Origin of the sequence: Bradyrhizobium sp. SZCCHNS3052, from assembly GCF_032484495.1 — a bacterium.
Taxonomy (GTDB): Bacteria; Pseudomonadota; Alphaproteobacteria; order Rhizobiales; family Xanthobacteraceae; genus Bradyrhizobium.
The window spans coordinates 106,477-123,854 of the sequence record NZ_JAUETB010000014.1; the positions used below are offsets into that span (position 1 = coordinate 106,477).

Here is a 17,378-nt window from a genome sequence, read left to right on the forward strand (position 1 = left end):
GGCAGCGGTTGATCCGGTCGTCTCGATCTGGCGGTGGGCCGGAGCCCGAGCGTGCCGACGTCAATCCTCGATGCCGGCGATCGCCCGCGCAAAATCTTTCGCGGCGAACGGTGAGAGATCATCGACCCCCTCGCCGACGCCGATGAAGTGCACCGGCAGCTTGAACTTCTCCGACAGCGCCACGAGGATGCCGCCGCGCGCCGTACCGTCGAGCTTGGTCATCACGAGGCCGGTGACGCCTGCCGTACGATGAAACGCCTCGACCTGCGACAGCGCATTTTGTCCCACCGTCGCGTCGAGCACGAGCAGCACCGCATGCGGTGCCGACGCGTCGACCTTGCGAATGACACGCACCACCTTTTCGAGCTCGTTCATCAGCTCGGCCTTGTTCTGCAAACGGCCGGCAGTATCGATCAGCAGGATGTCGCGGCCCTGCTCCTTGGCCGCGGTGATGGCGGTGAACGCAAGGCTGGCGGAGTCCGAGCCCTGCGCGCCGGCGATCACCGGCGCCTTGGTGCGCTCGCCCCAGACCTTGAGCTGCTCGATCGCGGCGGCACGGAACGTGTCGCCCGCGGCCAGCATGACCTGCCTGCCTTCGGAAGCGAATTTCTGCGCCAGCTTGCCGATCGTGGTCGTCTTGCCGGAGCCGTTGACGCCGACGACGAGAATGACGAACGGCTTGTGGCCCGGCGCGATCTCGAGCGGCTTCGCCACCGGCGACAGCACCTTCTCGACCTCGGTCGCGACGACCGCCTTGACCTCGTCGGCGCTGATCGCCTTGTCGTAGCGGCCGGTCCCGACGGCGTCGGCGATTCGCGCGGCGACCTGGGTGCCGAGATCGGCGCGCAGCAGCACGTCCTCGATGTCGTCGAGCATCGCGCGGTCGAGCTTGCGCTTGGTGACGAGATCGGCGACGGCCGTGCCGAGCGCGCCGGAGGTGCGCTTCAGGCCGGCCGACAGCCGCCGCCACCACGACAGCTTGGGTGTTTCCGAGGTGGTATCGTTCATGGCGTGGTGTTAGCCCTTTCCATTCGCAAACGAAAGCTCACACCCGCGTTACGGTTTCCATGGACATTAACCAACCCACCGACGAGGAAATGCTTGCCCGCGTGCTCCACCGCGACGGGCTGATGCTGGTGATCGACAAGCCGGCCGGCATTCCCGTGCACAAGGGACCGAAGGGCGGACCGAACCTCGAAGCCTCCTTCGACGCGCTGCGCTTCGGCCTGCCGCGCCCGCCGGTGCTGGCGCATCGGCTGGACAAGGAAACCTCGGGCTGTCTGGTGCTCGGCCGTCATCGCAAGGCAACGGCGTCGCTCGGGCTTTTGTTCAAGCATGGCAAGATTTCGAAGACCTATTGGGCTGTCGTCGAAGGCGGACCTGACGCTGACGAGGGCGTGATCGAGCTCCCGCTCGGCAAGCTGAACGCCGAGCGCGGCTGGTGGCAGAAGCCGGATCCGAACGGGCAGCCAGCGGTGACGAAATGGCGGGTGCTGGGGAGGTCGTATGCAAGCCCCGCCGCCAACCCATCCCCTGGCTCGCCTCCCACTTGTGGCATCAACTCCCCTCCCCCTTGCGGGGAGGGGTCGGGGGTGGGGGTCCACAACGGCGGTGTCGCCCGGAGCTACCTCCCTCCCCAGCCCTCCCCCACAAGGGGGGAGGGAGCGCAGGAGGCCGCGGGCGAGAGCGAGACTTCATCGACCAAGCTGACCTGGCTCGCCATGGAACCTGTCACCGGCCGCACGCATCAACTGCGCGTGCATTCGGCAGCGTCGGGATGGCCGATCGTCGGTGACAACATCTATGGCAACGGCCCGCGCTTCGGCGAGCCGCGGCTGCATCTGCACGCACGCGAGATTTCGATTCCGCTGTCGAAAAACAAGCCACCGGTACACGTGGTGGCGCCGGCGCCGGTGCACATGCATGAGCGGCTGAAGATGTGCGGGTGGAACGGGGCGTGAGCCCATCTCTTTCCGCACCGTCATGGCCGGGCGAAGTCCCGGCCATCCACGTCTTAGTTCTTGGGGACAGCGTGGATGCCCGGGTCAAGCCCGGGCATGACGGAATTCTGGACTAACAGCCGGGCCCCATGATGCCCCGTGATCGTGAGCCGCTGCACGGTGCCTGGCAACGCAGTGGTCGTGGCGACCGGCAGATAATGCTCCGTCCGTCCCTGGGTCTCACTCTCGATCAGCACCTCACGCTGACAGCCGATCTCCTGCTCCAACCGCCGCCGCAACGCCGCCTCTCCCGCGGCCCGCAGCCGCCGGGCCCGATCACGGATGACGGCGCCGTCCACCTGCGGCATGCGCGCCGCCGGCGTGCCCGGGCGCGGCGAATAGGGAAACACGTGCAGGAAGGTCAGGCCGCATTCCTCGACCAGGTCGAGCGAGCGCGCGAACATCTCCTCGGTCTCGGTCGGAAATCCCGCGATCAGATCGGCGCCAAGCGTGATGTCCGGCCGCAGCCGGCGCACCTGAGCACAGAATGCGATGGCATCGGCGCGCGCATGCCGCCGCTTCATGCGCTTCAGGATCAGATCGTCACCCGCCTGCAGCGACAGATGCAGATGCGGCATCAGCCTGGCATCATCCGCGAGCGCATCGAGCAGGTCGGCATCGGCCTCGATCGAATCGATCGAGGAGATGCGCAGGCGTCTCAACTCCGGCACGTGGCGGAGGATCTGCTTCACAAGCCGGCCGAGCTTCGGCGTGCCGGGCAGGCCGGCGCCATAGCTCGTCAGGTCGACGCCGGTGAGCACGATCTCGGCATGGCCACGATCGGCCAGCGCGCGGACCTGATCCACCACAGCGCCCATCGGCACCGAGCGCGAATTGCCGCGACCGAACGGGATGATGCAGAAGGTGCAGCGATGATCGCAGCCGTTCTGCACCTGCACGAACACGCGCGGCAGGCCGCGCTGGAAGCCGTCGACCAGATGCGGCGCCATCTCCATCACCGCCATGATGTCGGAGACGGCCACCTTCTCGGACGCATCGATGCCGAACCGTGGCACCGCCAACGCCCGTGTGGTCGCACGCCACGCATCGGGCCGCAGCTTGTCGTCATTGCCGATGACGCGGTCGACCTCGGGCATGGCGGCGAACATGCCGGCCTGCGTCTGCGCGGCGCAGCCGGTCACAACGATGCGCGCCGCGGGGCGCTCGCGCTTCAATTTGCGGATCGACTGCCGGGCCTGCGCCACCGCCTCGTTGGTGACGGCACAGCTGTTGATGACGATGGTGTCGTCGGCACCGGCCGCCTCGGCATGTTTCGCGATCAGCTCGGATTCGAACGCGTTGAGGCGGCAGCCGAAGGTAACGACGTCGACGCTCATGCGACGCTGGCGAACATCGACGGCTCGAACCGTCCCTCGAACTCGAACGTCGCGGTGCCCGTCATCAGCACGTGATCGTCGCGCTCGCGCCACTCGATCGTGAGCTCGCCGCCGGGCAGCCTCATCTGCACGATCCGGTTGGCACGCTTCAGCCTGACGGCCGCGACCGCTGTCGCACAGGCCGCCGAACCGCAGGCCTTGGTCAGCCCCGCGCCGCGCTCCCAGGTGCGCATCGTGATGTGGTCGCGATCGACGATGTGGGCGAGCGTGATGTTCGCACGCTCCGGGAAGATCGGATGGTTCTCCAGCAGCGGCCCGAAGCGCTCCAGATCATAGGCATTGACGTCGTCCACCCAGAACACCGCGTGCGGGTTGCCCATGTTGACGACCGAGGGCGAATGCAGGATCGGCGCATCGATCGGCCCGATCTGCAGCTCGATGTAGCGGGTGTCGCGAAACTCCTCGGCGAGAGGAATGTCCTGCCAGCCGAACTTCGGCGCGCCCATGTCGACGGTGTAGAGGTCGGGCGCCGGCCCCTGCCAGCAGTTCAACAACCCGGCGCGGGTCTCGAACGTCGCGCTGGTCTGGCCGGTCTTGCCGAACACCTGGCGCACCACGCAGCGCATGCCGTTGCCGCAGGCGCCGGACTCCGATCCGTCATTGTTGTAGATGCGGATGAACGCTTCGGTGCCGTCGAGCCGCGGCGGCTGCAGCACCATCAGCTGATCGTAGGGCACCCGGGATGCCACCGCCCGCGCCTCGTCCGGCGTGACGACATGCTTCACGTCGCGCAGATCGACCACGACGATCTCGTTGCCAATCCCGTTCATCTTGACGAAGCTGTGGTTGGCCAGTGCGCTCATGAAAATATCCAAATTGTGTCCGCCTTATATGGCGAATGGCGCGGCATTGACCAGCCTGCAGAGCGACATGACGCATCTGTCATGGGACGCCGCGCCGCCGAGCATGTTAGGACCGGTTCATTCGCCGGCACGAACCGGGCAAAGCAGCACGGCCACTGGAGAATAGTCGAATGAATCTCAGCACTTTCCGCCTCGTTCTGGCCGTGAGCTCGGTCGCGCTCCTGCTCGGCGGCACGTTCGCCCGGGCCCAGGCGCCGTCGGCCTCGCCGGCTCCGGCGGCCTCAGCCACGCCCGCACCGGCCCCGAGCGCGCTACCGGCGCCGGTGGCGCCGGCCTCTCCTGCGCCTGCCGCGTCGGCCAGTCCGGCGCCCGCGACCAGCCCGACGCCGGCCGCCAGCGCGAGCCCCTCGCCGTCGTCATCTCCGACCGCGGCCCAGTCCCCGGCCACGACGCCGCCGCAGGCCGCGGCGCCGGCCCAGGCGGCCGACGCCTTCGGCGACGAGATCAAGCTCGAGGCGAAGAAGGTCGTCCTCGTCAAGGGCACCGCGAATTGGGACAATGCGTTCGACACGCTGATCGACTCCTTCAAATCGCTGTCGGCCACGCTGGACAAGCAGGGCATCAAGCCCGCCGGCAACGGCATGATCGTCTACACCTCGACCGACGACACCGGCTTCACCTTCCTGGCCGAGATGCCGGTCGAGCAGGAGCCGAAGACGCTCGGCAAGGGGATGAGCATCGGCCAGTCGCCCGAGGGCAAGGCGCTGAAGTTCGTCCATCGCGGCTCCTACGACAACATGGACAACACCTACGAGGCGATCACCAACCACCTCGACGAGCGCCGGCTGGAGGCCAAGGACACCTTCATCGAGGAGTACCTGACCGACCCCTTGAAGACGGCCGAGGACAAGCTCGTCATCAACGTCTACGTGCCGCTGAAGTGAGCACCATGATCATCAGACCCATCCTCGCGGTCGTGCTCGCGACCAGCTTCGCAATGCCCGCCCTCGCGGATGACATCGCCCGGCAGGACACGCCGGCGATCACCGTCAGCGGCGAGGCCAGCGTGTCGGCGCCGCCGGATCTGGCGCAGATCGACGCCGGCGTGGCATCCGACGCCAAGACCGCGCGCGAGGCCGCCGAGGCCAACAACGCCGCCATGGCCAAGGTGCTGCAGGCGCTGAAGGCGGCCGGGATCGCCGACAAGGACTATCAGACATCGCGGCTGTCGCTGCAGCCGCAATATGCGCAGAACCGGCCGGCCCAGCCGGCGGTGACCGGCTATCGCGCCAGCAATCGCGTCACCATCAAGCTGCACGACGTCGCCAAGGTCGCCAGCGTGATCGATACGCTGGTCGCGGCCGGCGCCAACGATGTCGGCAACATCTATTTCAGCGTCGCCGAGCCATCCAGGCTGCTCGACCAGGCGCGCGAGAAGGCCGTCGCAGACGCCCGCCGCAAGGCCGAGATCTATGCCAAGGCCGCCGGCGTGACGCTGGGTCAGCCGCTCAGCATCTCCGAGGACGGCGCGCCCGCCCCGGTGTTCCGCGCCAAGACCTTCGCCGCACCGATGGCCGCGACGCCGACACCGGTGGCGCAGGGCGAGGAGACGCTGTCGATCACGGTCAACGTGACCTGGGCGATCAAGCCGGGGCAGTAGGTCGGCCTCACGCCCACGCGACGCATTGTGCGTCGTGGCAGCCGACAACGTAGCTACAAACTCGGTGTCGTCCCGGCCTTGAGCCGGCAACTGTTATGTTGATGGAGTGATCGCATGAGGTTTTCGGTCGCGCATCATGGCATTCAGGATGGTTAGAAGCTTCCTGGCGACGGCGATGAGGGCGAGCTTGGCGGGTTTACCGGCTTGGCGCAGACGGTTGTAAAAGATCTTGAAGCGATCGGCGCGGCGGACGGCGTTGAGGGCGGCCATGTAGAGGGCGTCGCGGACACGCTTCCGGCCGCCGCCGATCTTGCGCTTGCCACGATACGCCCCGCTATCGCGATTGAAGGGAGCCAGGCCCGCAAGAGCGGCTACCTCCTTTGGCCCGAGATGGCCGAGTTCCGGCATCTGGGTGATGAGTTGCATGCAGGCGACGGGTCCCACACCGGGCACGGAGCGCATCAGCTGTGCCTGCTCCGCAAGCACCGGCTCGGCTTTGATGAGCGCGTTGATCTCGGCCTCGATCTCGACGATCTCGTCATTGAGGACCTCGATCAGGCGGCTGATGCGTTCGGCCATGGCGCGGTCCTCGGCCTCGCTGCGGCGGTTCTTTTCCTGGGCGCGCATGGCAACCAGTTGATCCCGCCGTTTTGCAAGCCTGGCGAGGGCGCTTTGGGCAGGCGTCATGGCCTGCTCGGTGGCTGGCTGCATGGCGCGCCCAAAGGCTGCCAGCGTTCGCGCGTCGATCGGATCGGTCTTGGCGAGTTGGCCGCTGGCGCGGGCGAAATCGCGAGCTCGAGCCGGGTTGATCCGCGCAAAGCGGATGCCCGCCCGACGCAGGGCCTCGCGCAGTTCGAGGTCGTAGACACCCGTGGCCTCAAAGACCACCAGAACATCGCATCCCCAACGCGCCACCAGCTGTGTGATGGCCTGTGGCCCGTTGGCGATGCGCTCCGGCGCCCCCACGGCTTCATCAAAAATATCGAGATAGGGTTTGCAAACGTCGATTCCGACGCAACGAAAAGGTACGATCACGGTGCCTGTCCCTGTGATGCGAGGTCTGTTGGCGCAGCCTCGTGCAACTGTTCAGGTTGATAAATGGAACGGGCGGGAGACCGAGCCGGCTCACGGCGTCTAGCGCCAAGGACCCAACGGCTTCCCGCCCACCATCATCATGGCAGACTTTCCAGACACAGGGACCCATACTCCGCGGCGGTAATTGTCGCGCGAGATGGAGCTGCCAGCCTTCACAACATTGAATTCGGTGTTTATGGGTCCCGGCTCAAGTCCAGGACGACATCTGTTTTGTGGCGGCGGCCTGCTTAGATCTCCACCACCTGTCCTGGCTTGAGCACACCAAACCGCTCGCGCGGGATGCCGGCCTGGTCGAGCGCGGCGTGCAGGGCGCGCACCGGCGCGTCGATCGCCTCGTCCGTCAGTTGGAACGTGCCGTGGTGATGCGCCAGCGCGGCCTCCGCGCCGCAGTCCTGCAGCGCCTGCACGGCATCCTCCGGGTTCATGTGCTGGTCGCGCATGAACCAGCGCGGCTCGTAGGCGCCGATCGGCAGGATCGCGAGCCTGATCGGCGCGTGCTGCTCCGCCACGCGGCGGAAATGCTTGCCCGTGCCGTAACCGGAATCGCAGACGATGTAGACCCTGCCGCGCGGCGTCTCCAGCACGAAGCTCGCCCACAGCGCCTTGTTGCGGTCGAACAGGCCGCGCGCCGTCCAGTGCCGCGTCGGCACCAGGGTCACGGCGACCTCCTCGTTCAGCGTCACGCGATCGTGCCAGTCATAGGCCTCGGCGCGGATCTTGGAGTCAGCGTCGATCATCGTAAGGTCGTTGCCCAGCGGCGTGACGACCCGCGGCGAAAATCGCGCGGTCAGCTTCGACAGGGTCCGGATGTCGAGATGATCGTAATGCCCATGCGACACCAGCACGACGTCGATATGCGGCAGCCCCTCAAAGGCGATGCCGGGATCATTGTGCCGCCGGGGACCGGCGAACGCGAATGGCGACACCCGCTCCGACCAGACAGGATCGACCAGGATGTTGAGCCCGCCGGTCTGGATCAGCCAGCTGGCGTGGCCGATGAAGGACAGCCGCACTGTCTCGCCGTCGATCCGGTGCGGCGGCGTGTCGGCGTGCGGGCTCGCCGCCCAGGACGGCCAGCGGGAACGCTTGCGGTTGCGGTCGAACTGCCAGCGCAGCACCTGGGACAGGGATTTGGGCGGAACGCCGTCGGGATCGTAGAAGCGCTTGCCGTCGAAATGGTCGGTGACGGGGCCGGAATAGGTCCTGGAACGGCGCAGCAAGGTCGTCCTCGCAAGGGAAAGCTGAACTGGCGCAAGAGGTAAGCGCCCCCACAGGGTCCGGCAACGGGACGGCGAGAAGCAAGTTTCCTTGACTTTTGCGGCTGCTGAGGGTTTAACCCGGCCGAATTTCGGAAAGTTTCGTCTTTTCGAGCCACCGCCCGGCCCTGGAGGCCGGAGGTCACCGCCCGACAGCGCTGTGCGCCCTCGGGCGCAAACGTGTTTGGACTGACGGTTTCGGCCGACGGGCCGAGGTCTATATGGTCGTCATGGGCCGCAGCAAGCGGCGATGACGGGCGGCAATGAAGCGAGCGCCCGCAAGGGCAAAGGATAACGGCATTGTTCGACAATCTGTCGGAAAGGCTTGGCGGCATTCTCGATCGGCTGACGGGGCGTGGTTCGCTCTCGGAAGCCGATGTCGACGCCGCGATGCGCGAAGTCCGCCGGGCGCTGCTCGAGGCCGACGTCGCGCTGGAGGTTGTCCGCAGCTTCACCGAGCGCGTGCGCGAGCAGGCGATCGGCGCCACCGTCGTCAAGTCGGTCACCCCCGGCCAGATGGTCGTGAAGATCGTCCATGACGAGCTGGTCAAGACGCTCGGCGACGACGGCCAGACCATCGACCTCAACGCCGTGCCGCCGGTGCCGATCATGATGGTCGGCTTGCAGGGCTCCGGCAAGACCACCACCACCGCCAAGCTCGCGCGCCGCATGGTCCAGCGCGACAAACGCAAGGTGCTGATGGCCTCGCTCGACGTCTACCGTCCGGCCGCCATGGAGCAGCTTGCGGTGCTCGGCCGCGACCTGGACATCCCGACGCTGCCGATCGTGGCCGGCCAGATGCCGCCGCAGATCGCGCGCCGCGCCATCGAGGCCGCCAAGCTCGGCGGCTACGACGTGGTGCTGCTCGACACCGCCGGCCGCACCACGCTGGACGAGGACATGATGAAGGAGGCCGCCGAGATCAAGGCGGTCGCCAACCCGCACGAGGTGCTGCTGGTCGCGGATTCGCTGACCGGCCAGGACGCCGTCAATCTCGCCCGCGCCTTCGACCAGCGCGTCGGCCTCACCGGCATCGCGCTGACCCGTATCGACGGCGACGGCCGCGGCGGTGCGGCGCTGTCGATGCGCGCGGTCACCGGCAAGCCGATCAAGCTGCTCGGCACCGGCGAAAAGACCGACGCGCTGGAAGACTTCTATCCCTCGCGCATCGCCGGCCGCATCCTCGGCATGGGTGACATCGTCTCGCTGGTCGAGAAGGCCGCGGCGAACATCGACGCCGAGAAGGCCGCGCGCGCCGCCGAGCGGATGCGCAAGGGCCAGTTCGACCTCAACGACATGCGCGAGCAACTGCAGCAGATGGCGCAGATGGGCGGCATCGGCGGGCTGATGGGCATGATGCCCGGCATCTCGAAGATGAAGAACCAGATCGCGGCCGCCGGCATCGACGACAAGATCCTCAAGCGCCAGGTCGCGATCATCGATTCGATGACGCGCGAGGAGCGCAAGCATCCCGACCTGCTCAAGGCCAGCCGCAAGAAGCGCATCGCGGCCGGCTCCGGCCAGAGCGTCGAGCACGTCAACAAGCTGCTCAAGATGCACCGGAACATGGCCGACGTGATGAAGGCCATGGGCTCAGGCAAGCGCGGCCCGCTGGCCGGCATCGCCCAGGCGATGGGTTTTGGCGGCGGTGGCGGCATGCCCTCGCCGGATCAGCTCAAGGCGCTTGCGGAAAAGATGCCGGGTGGCATGCCCGGCGGACTGCCGAATTTGCCGAAGGATCTGCCCGCCGGCCTGCGCGGCGGCCTACCGAACCTCCCCGGCCTCACCGGTCTCAGCGGCAAGCCGACTCTGCCGGGCCTCGGCCTTCCTCCGGGGAAGAAGAAATAATGAGGATCATCCGCTCCTCTTTCCATTCGTCATTCCGGGGCGCGCGCAGCGCGAGCCCGGAATCCATACGCACGATCGTGGTTATGGATTCCGGGCTCACCGCTTCGCGGTGCCCCGGAATGACGGCTTAGCTGACATCAACTCATCAGAAGACACTCAGGAGAACCTACATGTCCGTCGTCATCCGTCTCGCCCGTGCCGGCACCAAGAAGCGCCCGGTCTATCACGTCGTCGTCGCCGACTCGCGCTTCCCGCGTGACGGCCGCTTCATCGAACGTCTCGGCTACTTCAATCCGCTGATGCCGAAGGACAACGAGGCACGCCTCAAGCTGGACATGGAGAAGGTGAAGGGCTGGCTCGCCAAGGGCGCGCAGCCATCCGACCGCGTCGCCCGCTTCCTCGACGCCGCCGGCGTCAAGAAGCGCGAAGCCCGCCAGAACCCGATCAAGGCCGTGCCGCGCAAGGAGCGCAAGGCGCAGGCCGAAGCCGCCGCCAAGGGCTAAGGTCGTTGACGAGCGCGGCCTCATGCTTCGAGATGCACGGCTTGCGCCGTGCTCCCTTGCATGAGGAACTGGCTCCTCCTCCTGGGGAGCGCGCGTTCGAGCGCGTCTCGAAGGACGAGGCACGCTGATGTCCAAGCTCATCTGTGTCGCCAGAATCGGCGCCGCGCATGGCGTGCGCGGCGAGGTTCGCTTATGGACCTTCACTGAGGATCCGCTGGCCGTGCTGCATTACGGCCCGCTCACGACCAAGGACGGCAGCCGTTCGTTCGAGGTCGCGAAGGCGCGCGAGGCCAAGGACCATCTGGTCGCAGCCATCAAGGGCGTCACCGACCGCAATGCGGCCGAACGCCTCAACGGGCTCGAGCTCTACGTGCCCAGAGACCGCCTGCCCGAGACGGCTGACGACGAATACTACCACGCCGACCTGATCGGCCTCGCCGCGGAGACCGCTGACGGCGCGCAGCTCGGCCGCGTGCTCGCGATCCATAATTTCGGCGCCGGCGACATCATCGAGATCGCCCCGCCCTCGGGCAGCACGTTGATGCTGCCGTTCACCAATGCCGTGGTGCCGACGGTCGATCTTGCCGGCGGCCGCGTGATCATCGAGCTGCCGGCGGAGATCGAGGGCGAGGATGAAGCCGCGGATGAACCGGCTTCCGCTGAAGATGACGCTGCCGCCGCACCCTCCGCTCGTCGTCCCCGCGAAAGCGGGGACCCATAGCCACCGCAGCTGATTGGCTTGCGCGGGACTGGCCGCATGCCTCGTTTCGACATCACGCGGTATGGGTCCCGAATCGGCGCCGCGACGCGCTGACGCGCGTCACGCTTGTCCGGGACGACACCGGTGTCGAGGTCGCAAGAGCCGGCAATGCATCCAGGGCTCGATCTCGCAACCTGGGTACCTTAACACAGAGCATCATGACGACTTCGCCCCCATCCCCAGTCGCACCTTGGCGCGCCACCGTGCTGACGCTGTTCCCGGAGATGTTTCCCGGGCCGCTCGGCGTCAGCCTGGCCGGCCGCGCGCTGGCCTCCAGCATCTGGTCGTTGGAGGCGCGCGACATCAGGGCCTCCGCCACCGACAAGCACCGTAGCGTCGATGACACGCCGGCCGGCGGTGGCCCCGGCATGGTGCTGCGCGCGGACGTGCTGGCAGCCGCGATCGACGCGGCGGCGATCGATCCCGAGCGGCCGAAGCTGCTGATGAGCCCGCGTGGCCGGCCGTTGACCCAGGCCTTCGTCCGCGAGCTCGCGGCCGGTCCGGGCCCGCTGATCGTCTGCGGTCGCTTCGAAGGCGTCGACCAGCGCGTCATCGATGCGCGCTCGCTGACCGAGGTCTCGATCGGCGACTACGTGCTGTCGGGCGGCGAGATCGCCGCCCTGGTGCTGATCGACGCCTGCGTCCGGCTGCTTCCGGGCGTGATGGGCAAGCTCGAATCGGGCACCGACGAGAGTTTTTCCGATGGCCTACTTGAATACCCGCAATACACCCGGCCCCAACTATTCGAAGGCCGGACCATTCCGGATGTGCTCACCTCGGGTGACCACGCCAAGGTCGCCGCTTGGCGCCGCGCCCAGGCCGAGGCGCTGACTGAAGCGCGAAGGCCGGATTTGTGGGCCGAATGGCAGGGGCGCGACGGCCGAGAACAAAGAGGGACCGGCCAAAAAGAGCCAAAAAGCACGACAGACGGGTGACAAGCCTCGCGCTTTGGCTTATAGGAGCGCCCAATTCCGCAAGTGACGGCAGGAACAAGCGCAGCCCCCGCGTGACCCGGCTGGGCGCGCCGCCGATGGAGATTTACCCGTGAACCTGATTCAGCAGCTCGAAAAAGAGCAGTTCGACAAGCTGTCCGCCAACAAGACCATTCCGGAGTTCGGCCCGGGCGACACCGTGATCGTCAACGTGAAGGTGGTCGAAGGCGAGCGCACGCGCGTGCAGGCCTATGAGGGCGTCTGCATCGGCCGGTCCGGCGGCGGCATCAACGAGAGCTTCACCGTGCGCAAGATCTCCTATGGCGAGGGCGTGGAGCGCGTGTTCCCGATCCTCTCCCCGATGATCGATTCGATCAAGGTCGTGCGCCGCGGCAAGGTGCGTCGCGCCAAGCTGTATTACCTGCGCCAGCTGCGCGGCAAGTCGGCCCGCATCGTCGAGAAGCAGGACCGGCAGCAGACCGCCGTCAACGAGTAGTCGTTGCTTTCATTGGATTGACGAAGAGCGCGGGCTGGCCCCGCGCTTTTTTGTTTTTGCGCTGCCGTCATTCCGGGGCAGCCCCGAAGGGGCTGAACCCGGAATCTCGATTGACCTGATCACCTCGAGATTCCAGGTTCGTGTCGTCGACGCGCCCCGGAATGACAGCGGAGAGATCGCGCATCCTCACTGCGACAAACGCATCTCGCACTTCGGTGGCTGCGTGCTATATAACGCCCTCGAATGGTTCTAGATCGCACCAGCATGGCCTGTCGCCGCGTCGTCATCGACGATCGCCGCCGGCTGCCCGGGCGGTTCTTCGGACGCTTCGCCACCTCGGCGACATCTGAGCTTAGGCGCGCGCTGTAAGCCGCAGCGCCTCATTCCTGATTGTTCGCGCGTGCCCGTCACGCGCTCCGTTTCAAACCTTAAATTCCCGGGAGCATTCGCTCATGTCGAAGCCGACCACCCTGTACGACAAGATCTGGAACGACCATCTGGTCCACGAAGCCGAGGACGGCACCTGCCTGCTCTACATCGACCGCCATCTGGTCCATGAGGTGACCTCGCCGCAGGCCTTCGAAGGCCTGCGCATGACCGGCCGCAAGGTGCACGCGCCGGAGAAGACGCTCGCGGTCGTCGATCACAACGTGCCGACCACAGACCGCTCCAAGCCGAACCCGGATCCGGAGAGCATCGAGCAGATCAAGACGCTGGCCGAGAACGCCAAGGAATTCGGCATCGAATATTACAACGAGTTCGATCGCCGCCAAGGGATCGTCCACGTCATCGGTCCGGAGCAGGGCTTCACCCTGCCCGGCACCACGATCGTCTGCGGTGACAGCCACACCTCGACGCACGGTGCCTTTGGCGCGCTGGCGCACGGCATCGGCACCTCCGAGGTCGAGCACGTGCTGGCGACACAGACGCTGATCCAGAAGAAAGCGAAGAACATGCGCGTCACGGTCGACGGCGTGCTGCCGGACGGCGTGACGGGGAAGGACATCATTCTCGCCATCATCGGCGAGATCGGCACCGCCGGCGGCACCGGCTACGTGCTGGAATATGCCGGCGAAGCCATCCGCGCGCTGTCGATGGAAGGCCGCATGACCGTCTGCAACATGTCGATCGAGGGCGGCGCCCGCGCCGGTCTGGTTGCGCCGGACCAGAAGGCGTTCGACTTCCTGCGCGGCCGTCCCAAGGCGCCGAAGGGCGCCGCCTGGGACGCAGCGATGCGCTACTGGGAGACGCTGCGCTCCGACGACGGCGCGCATTTCGACCACGAGCTCCGGCTCGACGCCGCCAAGCTGCCGCCGATCGTCACCTGGGGCACCTCGCCCGAGGACGTGATCTCGGTGACCGGCGTGGTGCCCGATCCGGACAAGATCGCAGACGAGGCCAAGCGCATCTCCAAGCATCGCGCGTTGAAGTACATGGGCCTGACCGCGGGCACGAAGATCACCGACATCAAGCTCGACCGCGTCTTCATCGGCTCGTGCACCAACGGTCGCATCGAGGATCTGCGCGCCGCAGCCAAGATCGCCGAAGGCAAGACCGTCAGCGGCCACGTCAACGCGATGGTCGTTCCGGGCTCGGGCATCGTCAAGGAGCAGGCGGAGGCCGAAGGCCTCGACAGGATCTTCATCAAGGCCGGCTTCGAATGGCGCGAGCCGGGCTGCTCGATGTGCCTCGCCATGAACCCGGACAAGTTGGCGCCAGAAGAGCGCTGCGCCTCGACCTCGAACCGCAACTTCGAGGGACGCCAGGGCTTCAAGGGCCGCACCCACCTGGTGTCGCCAGCGATGGCCGCGGCGGCCGCAATCGCAGGACACTTCGTCGACGTACGCGACTGGCGCTGACGTCATCTCGCTGCTTCAGATCCGGCACGGCGGCCGGTCTACAAACGAACGCGATGGCTTCACCAAGCCATCGCGTTTTTCATTTCACCTCAACATCGACACAGTTCGGCAAGGGCTTCTTAAGTCTCGTCGCGCACAATCCTACCGCCGGACGCGCTGCGTCTGCAGAGGAACGTGCCGAGGAGCCTGACATGGCCGACAAGCCGGAATACGTCGACCTCATCCGTGATGCGACGCGCCAACGCCGCAAGACACCGCCCGCCAAGATCATTGCCCAGCCCGAGGCTCCGAAGGAGGAGCGGCGGTTGTCGAACTGGCCGCCCGGCCGCTTTGCCAAATGGCGCCTGGAGACGCTGGTGCCTTGGAAGCTGAGTGTGAGGAATTGGCAGTTCAAGGATTGGCTCTGACCGCCGCGCCCCACTCCATCCCCTTGAAATGAGAGAAGGACGCCGTTGGGCGCCCTTCCTGCTTTGTCGAACTTCAAGTCCCGTCAGTAGTAGCGCCAATGGTGGCGGTGGCGATGATGCCACCGGTGATAATGGCGCCAGTGATGACCCCGCCAATGCCGATAGTGGCAGATGCGGCGCGGCCCGTAATGGGTCCAGACGACGCGGCAGCGGCGATAGGGATAGTAGTAGCCCGAGGTATAGACCGGCGCGTAGTAGCTGCGATAGCCGTAGAAGTGCCGGCGGTGATGGTGGAAGTACGGCCGGTAGGCGTAGTACGGACGATGATGATAGCCGCCGCCATGGAATGCGGGGCCGCCACCGTGGAAGACAGGACGCGGGCCACCACCGCCGAAGGCATGTCCTCCCCCATGAAACGCGGGGCTGCCGCCGCCCCTGAACATGGCGCCGCCGCCGCCGCCATGGAACGCCGGGCCACCGCCTCCGCCGTGGAATCCACCACCGCCGGGATGCCCGCCACCACCGCCGCCATGGCCGCCGGGGCCTCGGACCTGAACGGTCAATACGTCCGAAGGCGTCTGCGTGGCGGAGCCGGCACCGGGACTCACCGGCGACATCGCAAGCGCAGGCCGTCCGGACGCGCCCGCCAGGACAAACAGTGTGGCCGCCGCAAGACTGAGGCGACGAGCAAGACCAGCGCGCTGGTCCTTCATCCTCATCATGGTCCCTTCTCCCTGAATGCTGTGCAACGATGGACCCATGCAGCGCCGATGCTGGTCGTCCGATCGGTGGATTGGCGCACCCCCAACATGAACGTAGAGATAGCGACGTGAATGCGGCATGAATGATGCACGTCAGTGATGCACGGTGCACGCGCATCTGCGGCGTGGCGTCGCGGCAGAGGAGATGCAAGTGAGCCTCTACGTCGTCCTGCAACTCAGGATCACGGATGCCGACGCAACGGCTCACGTGCTGCTCGTGCGGGGACTTCGCAACTAACGACACGCAGGAAACGCAGCGCGCCTAGCCGACATGGCCTCAATCGTAGAACGGCGTGAACAGAACCAAGGGGCCCGGCGGATAGGCCGGCGTGTAATCCGTGGGACGGTCGAGATAGTGCGGCACCTCTGCCGTCGACACCACGAGCTTCGATCGGCGGCCCTGCCGACGCGGGCCAGCATCCGTTAGGGTCTGACGCGCCTGCGTAACGGCTGGAGCTGCGGCCACAGGAGCGGTGGCGGCGGAACTTGCGAGCAGCATCGCCACCGTGACAACGCTGATCCCGAGCCAGGTTCTGTTGACTGATGGTTTCATGGCGAACCTCGTTGCCAGCCCCCATCAACGTACAGGCCCGCAAAGCGGGCCTGTTTGATTTCGGTCATTGTCTCGGTCGGCCGGAAAGCGCGACTTACCAGCGGCCGTGATGGCGATATCCGTAGTGATGCGGCCGCCAGTGATGACGCGGATGGTAGTAATGCCGAGGATAGTAGTGGCGCCGGGGATGCCAATGGCGGCGGCCGTGCCAATGCGCCTGCGTGGTCTCCTGCGCCGTGCCCTGCTGCACCGCGGTCGCAGCGCCCGGATTGATCAGCGACAACGCCTGCGCGCGTTCGGCGGGGGCAGCCATCGCGAGAACGGCGCCAACCGCCGCGATGCCCAACAGCTTCATCACAGTCATGAACTTCTCCCTCGATCGCCTGACATCACGTCCGGCACCGTAACTTCCGCCTTGTCAGTTGCCTGAATGGCGGCCGCAGCAGCGCGACGCAGACCAGTCTCGAACGAGCGACGTGAATGGGACATGAAGACCTGCGCAGGAGCAGAATGCCGATATGTCGCGCATGGTTCCGCCGCAGTGCGCGACATATCGGCACTGTGTCCGGACGGTAACATCAGGCAACGTCGCGATCGCGACCGAATCACGTGCGCGCTTGCCGAGCCGATCAGTGCGCGGGACCCAGGAGTCAGCCGCGTCGCCAGACGCAACTCATATGCGGGACGATCACGGTGCCGCTCGGCCGATGCTCCGGAACATAGGTGGCATCGCATACACGAACTGCGTTCGGACCCGGGTTGAAGCGCGGCACCACGTCGGGCTGCCAATGACCCTCGTAGCGCGGATAGATCTGGATTCGTCGTTGCCGGCGCTGTGCGGAGAGATCCGTGCGCACCTCACTCTGCACGGCGCCGCGCGCGCCGGCGGGTTGCTCCGCTTGCGCCGTTGCCGAGATCGAGACCACGACCGCCGCAGCCAGCGCCGCTCCGGCCAGCACCATCGACATCTGCCTCATCTGTTCCCCAACCCCCAATTCGCGCGTCACGGTCGCCGGTTTCATCCCCTGCGTCAACCAGCTCCGCCACA

At 66.3% G+C, this 17,378-nt stretch carries 19 protein-coding genes; 10 read left to right on the forward strand and 9 right to left on the reverse strand.

The annotated features are described in order from the left end of the window. Positions 1-60 precede the first annotated feature (60 nt). The gene (ftsY, locus tag QX073_RS30005) at positions 61-1,008 is read right to left on the reverse strand and encodes a signal recognition particle-docking protein FtsY (protein WP_315715910.1); all 948 of its coding nucleotides are present in this window, start codon (positions 1,006-1,008) and stop codon (positions 61-63) included. 59 nt (positions 1,009-1,067) lie between these two features. Between ftsY and QX073_RS30010 the strand changes: the two genes are divergently transcribed. Further along, positions 1,068-1,961: an RNA pseudouridine synthase gene (locus QX073_RS30010; protein WP_316226818.1), complete on the forward strand. Its 894-nt coding sequence runs from the start codon at positions 1,068-1,070 to the stop codon at positions 1,959-1,961. Positions 1,962-2,014: 53 nt separating this feature from the next. Here QX073_RS30010 and mtaB read toward each other — a convergent pair whose 3' ends face one another. Together mtaB and dapF are read right to left on the reverse strand one after the other, a co-directional pair. Then, complete coding sequence (gene mtaB, locus QX073_RS30015; protein ID WP_316226819.1) at positions 2,015-3,337, reverse strand: tRNA (N(6)-L-threonylcarbamoyladenosine(37)-C(2))-methylthiotransferase MtaB; 1,323 nt, start codon at positions 3,335-3,337, stop codon at positions 2,015-2,017. Continuing rightward, positions 3,334-4,200 carry a diaminopimelate epimerase gene (gene dapF, locus QX073_RS30020; RefSeq protein WP_316167777.1) on the reverse strand — a complete coding sequence of 289 codons (867 nt, stop codon included), beginning with the start codon at positions 4,198-4,200 and terminating at the stop codon, positions 3,334-3,336. Before dapF ends, mtaB begins: the two co-directional genes overlap by 4 nt. A 170-nt stretch (positions 4,201-4,370) precedes the next feature. Between dapF and QX073_RS30025 the strand changes: the two genes are divergently transcribed. Together QX073_RS30025 and QX073_RS30030 are read left to right on the forward strand one after the other, a co-directional pair. After that, positions 4,371-5,144, forward strand: a complete 774-nt coding sequence (locus tag QX073_RS30025; RefSeq protein ID WP_315715906.1) for a GyrI-like domain-containing protein — start codon at positions 4,371-4,373, stop codon at positions 5,142-5,144. Positions 5,145-5,149: 5 nt separating this feature from the next. Then, a complete protein-coding gene (locus QX073_RS30030) occupies positions 5,150-5,860 on the forward strand; it encodes an SIMPL domain-containing protein (protein WP_316226820.1) in 711 nt (236 codons plus the stop codon). A 93-nt stretch (positions 5,861-5,953) separates the two neighbouring features. Here QX073_RS30030 and QX073_RS30035 read toward each other — a convergent pair whose 3' ends face one another. Continuing rightward, entirely contained in the window at positions 5,954-6,895 is a 942-nt protein-coding gene (locus QX073_RS30035; RefSeq protein ID WP_316195507.1) for a transposase, read from the reverse strand. Between the two features lie 287 nt (positions 6,896-7,182). After that, positions 7,183-8,175 (reverse strand): MBL fold metallo-hydrolase, encoded by a 993-nt coding sequence (locus QX073_RS30040; RefSeq protein WP_315750616.1) that lies wholly within the window; start codon positions 8,173-8,175, stop codon positions 7,183-7,185. 336 nt (positions 8,176-8,511) lie between these two features. On the opposite strand from QX073_RS30040, the gene ffh reads away from it, so the two are divergent. The 7 genes from ffh (at position 8,512) to QX073_RS30075 (ending at position 15,016) form a co-directional block, all read left to right on the forward strand. Beyond that, positions 8,512-10,059, forward strand: a complete 1,548-nt coding sequence (gene ffh, locus QX073_RS30045; protein WP_315715903.1) for a signal recognition particle protein — start codon at positions 8,512-8,514, stop codon at positions 10,057-10,059. Between the two features lie 170 nt (positions 10,060-10,229). Beyond that, entirely contained in the window at positions 10,230-10,562 is a 333-nt protein-coding gene (gene rpsP, locus QX073_RS30050; RefSeq protein WP_008964221.1) for a 30S ribosomal protein S16, read from the forward strand. A gap of 127 nt (positions 10,563-10,689) precedes the next feature. Beyond that, positions 10,690-11,283 carry a ribosome maturation factor RimM gene (gene rimM, locus QX073_RS30055; protein WP_316226821.1) on the forward strand — a complete coding sequence of 198 codons (594 nt, stop codon included), beginning with the start codon at positions 10,690-10,692 and terminating at the stop codon, positions 11,281-11,283. Between the two features lie 197 nt (positions 11,284-11,480). Beyond that, positions 11,481-12,257, forward strand: a complete 777-nt coding sequence (trmD, locus tag QX073_RS30060) for a tRNA (guanosine(37)-N1)-methyltransferase TrmD (protein WP_316226822.1) — start codon at positions 11,481-11,483, stop codon at positions 12,255-12,257. Positions 12,258-12,366: 109 nt separating this feature from the next. Next, positions 12,367-12,750 (forward strand): 50S ribosomal protein L19, encoded by a 384-nt coding sequence (gene rplS, locus QX073_RS30065; RefSeq protein ID WP_015663536.1) that lies wholly within the window; start codon positions 12,367-12,369, stop codon positions 12,748-12,750. A 452-nt stretch (positions 12,751-13,202) separates the two neighbouring features. Beyond that, positions 13,203-14,609, forward strand: a complete 1,407-nt coding sequence (leuC, locus tag QX073_RS30070) for a 3-isopropylmalate dehydratase large subunit (protein WP_316226823.1) — start codon at positions 13,203-13,205, stop codon at positions 14,607-14,609. 191 nt (positions 14,610-14,800) lie between these two features. Beyond that, a complete protein-coding gene (locus QX073_RS30075; RefSeq protein WP_315715897.1) occupies positions 14,801-15,016 on the forward strand; it encodes a hypothetical protein in 216 nt (71 codons plus the stop codon). Positions 15,017-15,099: 83 nt separating this feature from the next. Here QX073_RS30075 and QX073_RS30080 read toward each other — a convergent pair whose 3' ends face one another. The 4 genes from QX073_RS30080 to QX073_RS30095 all read right to left on the reverse strand — a co-directional run bounded on the left by QX073_RS30080 (position 15,100) and on the right by QX073_RS30095 (position 17,289). Further along, a complete protein-coding gene (locus QX073_RS30080) occupies positions 15,100-15,738 on the reverse strand; it encodes a hypothetical protein (protein WP_316226824.1) in 639 nt (212 codons plus the stop codon). 316 nt (positions 15,739-16,054) lie between these two features. Then, a complete protein-coding gene (locus QX073_RS30085; RefSeq protein WP_316226825.1) occupies positions 16,055-16,330 on the reverse strand; it encodes a hypothetical protein in 276 nt (91 codons plus the stop codon). 94 nt (positions 16,331-16,424) lie between these two features. After that, positions 16,425-16,694, reverse strand: a complete 270-nt coding sequence (locus QX073_RS30090; protein WP_315715894.1) for a hypothetical protein — start codon at positions 16,692-16,694, stop codon at positions 16,425-16,427. 286 nt (positions 16,695-16,980) lie between these two features. Continuing rightward, a complete protein-coding gene (locus tag QX073_RS30095) occupies positions 16,981-17,289 on the reverse strand; it encodes a hypothetical protein (protein WP_316202012.1) in 309 nt (102 codons plus the stop codon). Positions 17,290-17,378: the final 89 nt, after the last annotated feature.

Coding starts and splice junctions, on each gene's coding strand:
- dapF (WP_316167777.1), bottom strand. CDS start 4,200: ATGAGCGCACTGGCCAACCACAGCTTCGTCAAGATGAACGGGATTGGC.
- QX073_RS30080 (WP_316226824.1), bottom strand. CDS start 15,738: ATGATGAGGATGAAGGACCAGCGCGCTGGTCTTGCTCGTCGCCTCAGT.
- rimM (WP_316226821.1), top strand. CDS start 10,690: ATGTCCAAGCTCATCTGTGTCGCCAGAATCGGCGCCGCGCATGGCGTG.
- ftsY (WP_315715910.1), bottom strand. CDS start 1,008: ATGAACGATACCACCTCGGAAACACCCAAGCTGTCGTGGTGGCGGCGG.
- QX073_RS30030 (WP_316226820.1), top strand. CDS start 5,150: ATGATCATCAGACCCATCCTCGCGGTCGTGCTCGCGACCAGCTTCGCA.
- QX073_RS30025 (WP_315715906.1), top strand. CDS start 4,371: ATGAATCTCAGCACTTTCCGCCTCGTTCTGGCCGTGAGCTCGGTCGCG.
- QX073_RS30075 (WP_315715897.1), top strand. CDS start 14,801: ATGGCCGACAAGCCGGAATACGTCGACCTCATCCGTGATGCGACGCGC.
- rpsP (WP_008964221.1), top strand. CDS start 10,230: ATGTCCGTCGTCATCCGTCTCGCCCGTGCCGGCACCAAGAAGCGCCCG.
- QX073_RS30085 (WP_316226825.1), bottom strand. CDS start 16,330: ATGAAACCATCAGTCAACAGAACCTGGCTCGGGATCAGCGTTGTCACG.
- QX073_RS30010 (WP_316226818.1), top strand. CDS start 1,068: ATGGACATTAACCAACCCACCGACGAGGAAATGCTTGCCCGCGTGCTC.
- trmD (WP_316226822.1), top strand. CDS start 11,481: ATGACGACTTCGCCCCCATCCCCAGTCGCACCTTGGCGCGCCACCGTG.
- mtaB (WP_316226819.1), bottom strand. CDS start 3,337: ATGAGCGTCGACGTCGTTACCTTCGGCTGCCGCCTCAACGCGTTCGAA.
- leuC (WP_316226823.1), top strand. CDS start 13,203: ATGTCGAAGCCGACCACCCTGTACGACAAGATCTGGAACGACCATCTG.
- QX073_RS30090 (WP_315715894.1), bottom strand. CDS start 16,694: ATGACTGTGATGAAGCTGTTGGGCATCGCGGCGGTTGGCGCCGTTCTC.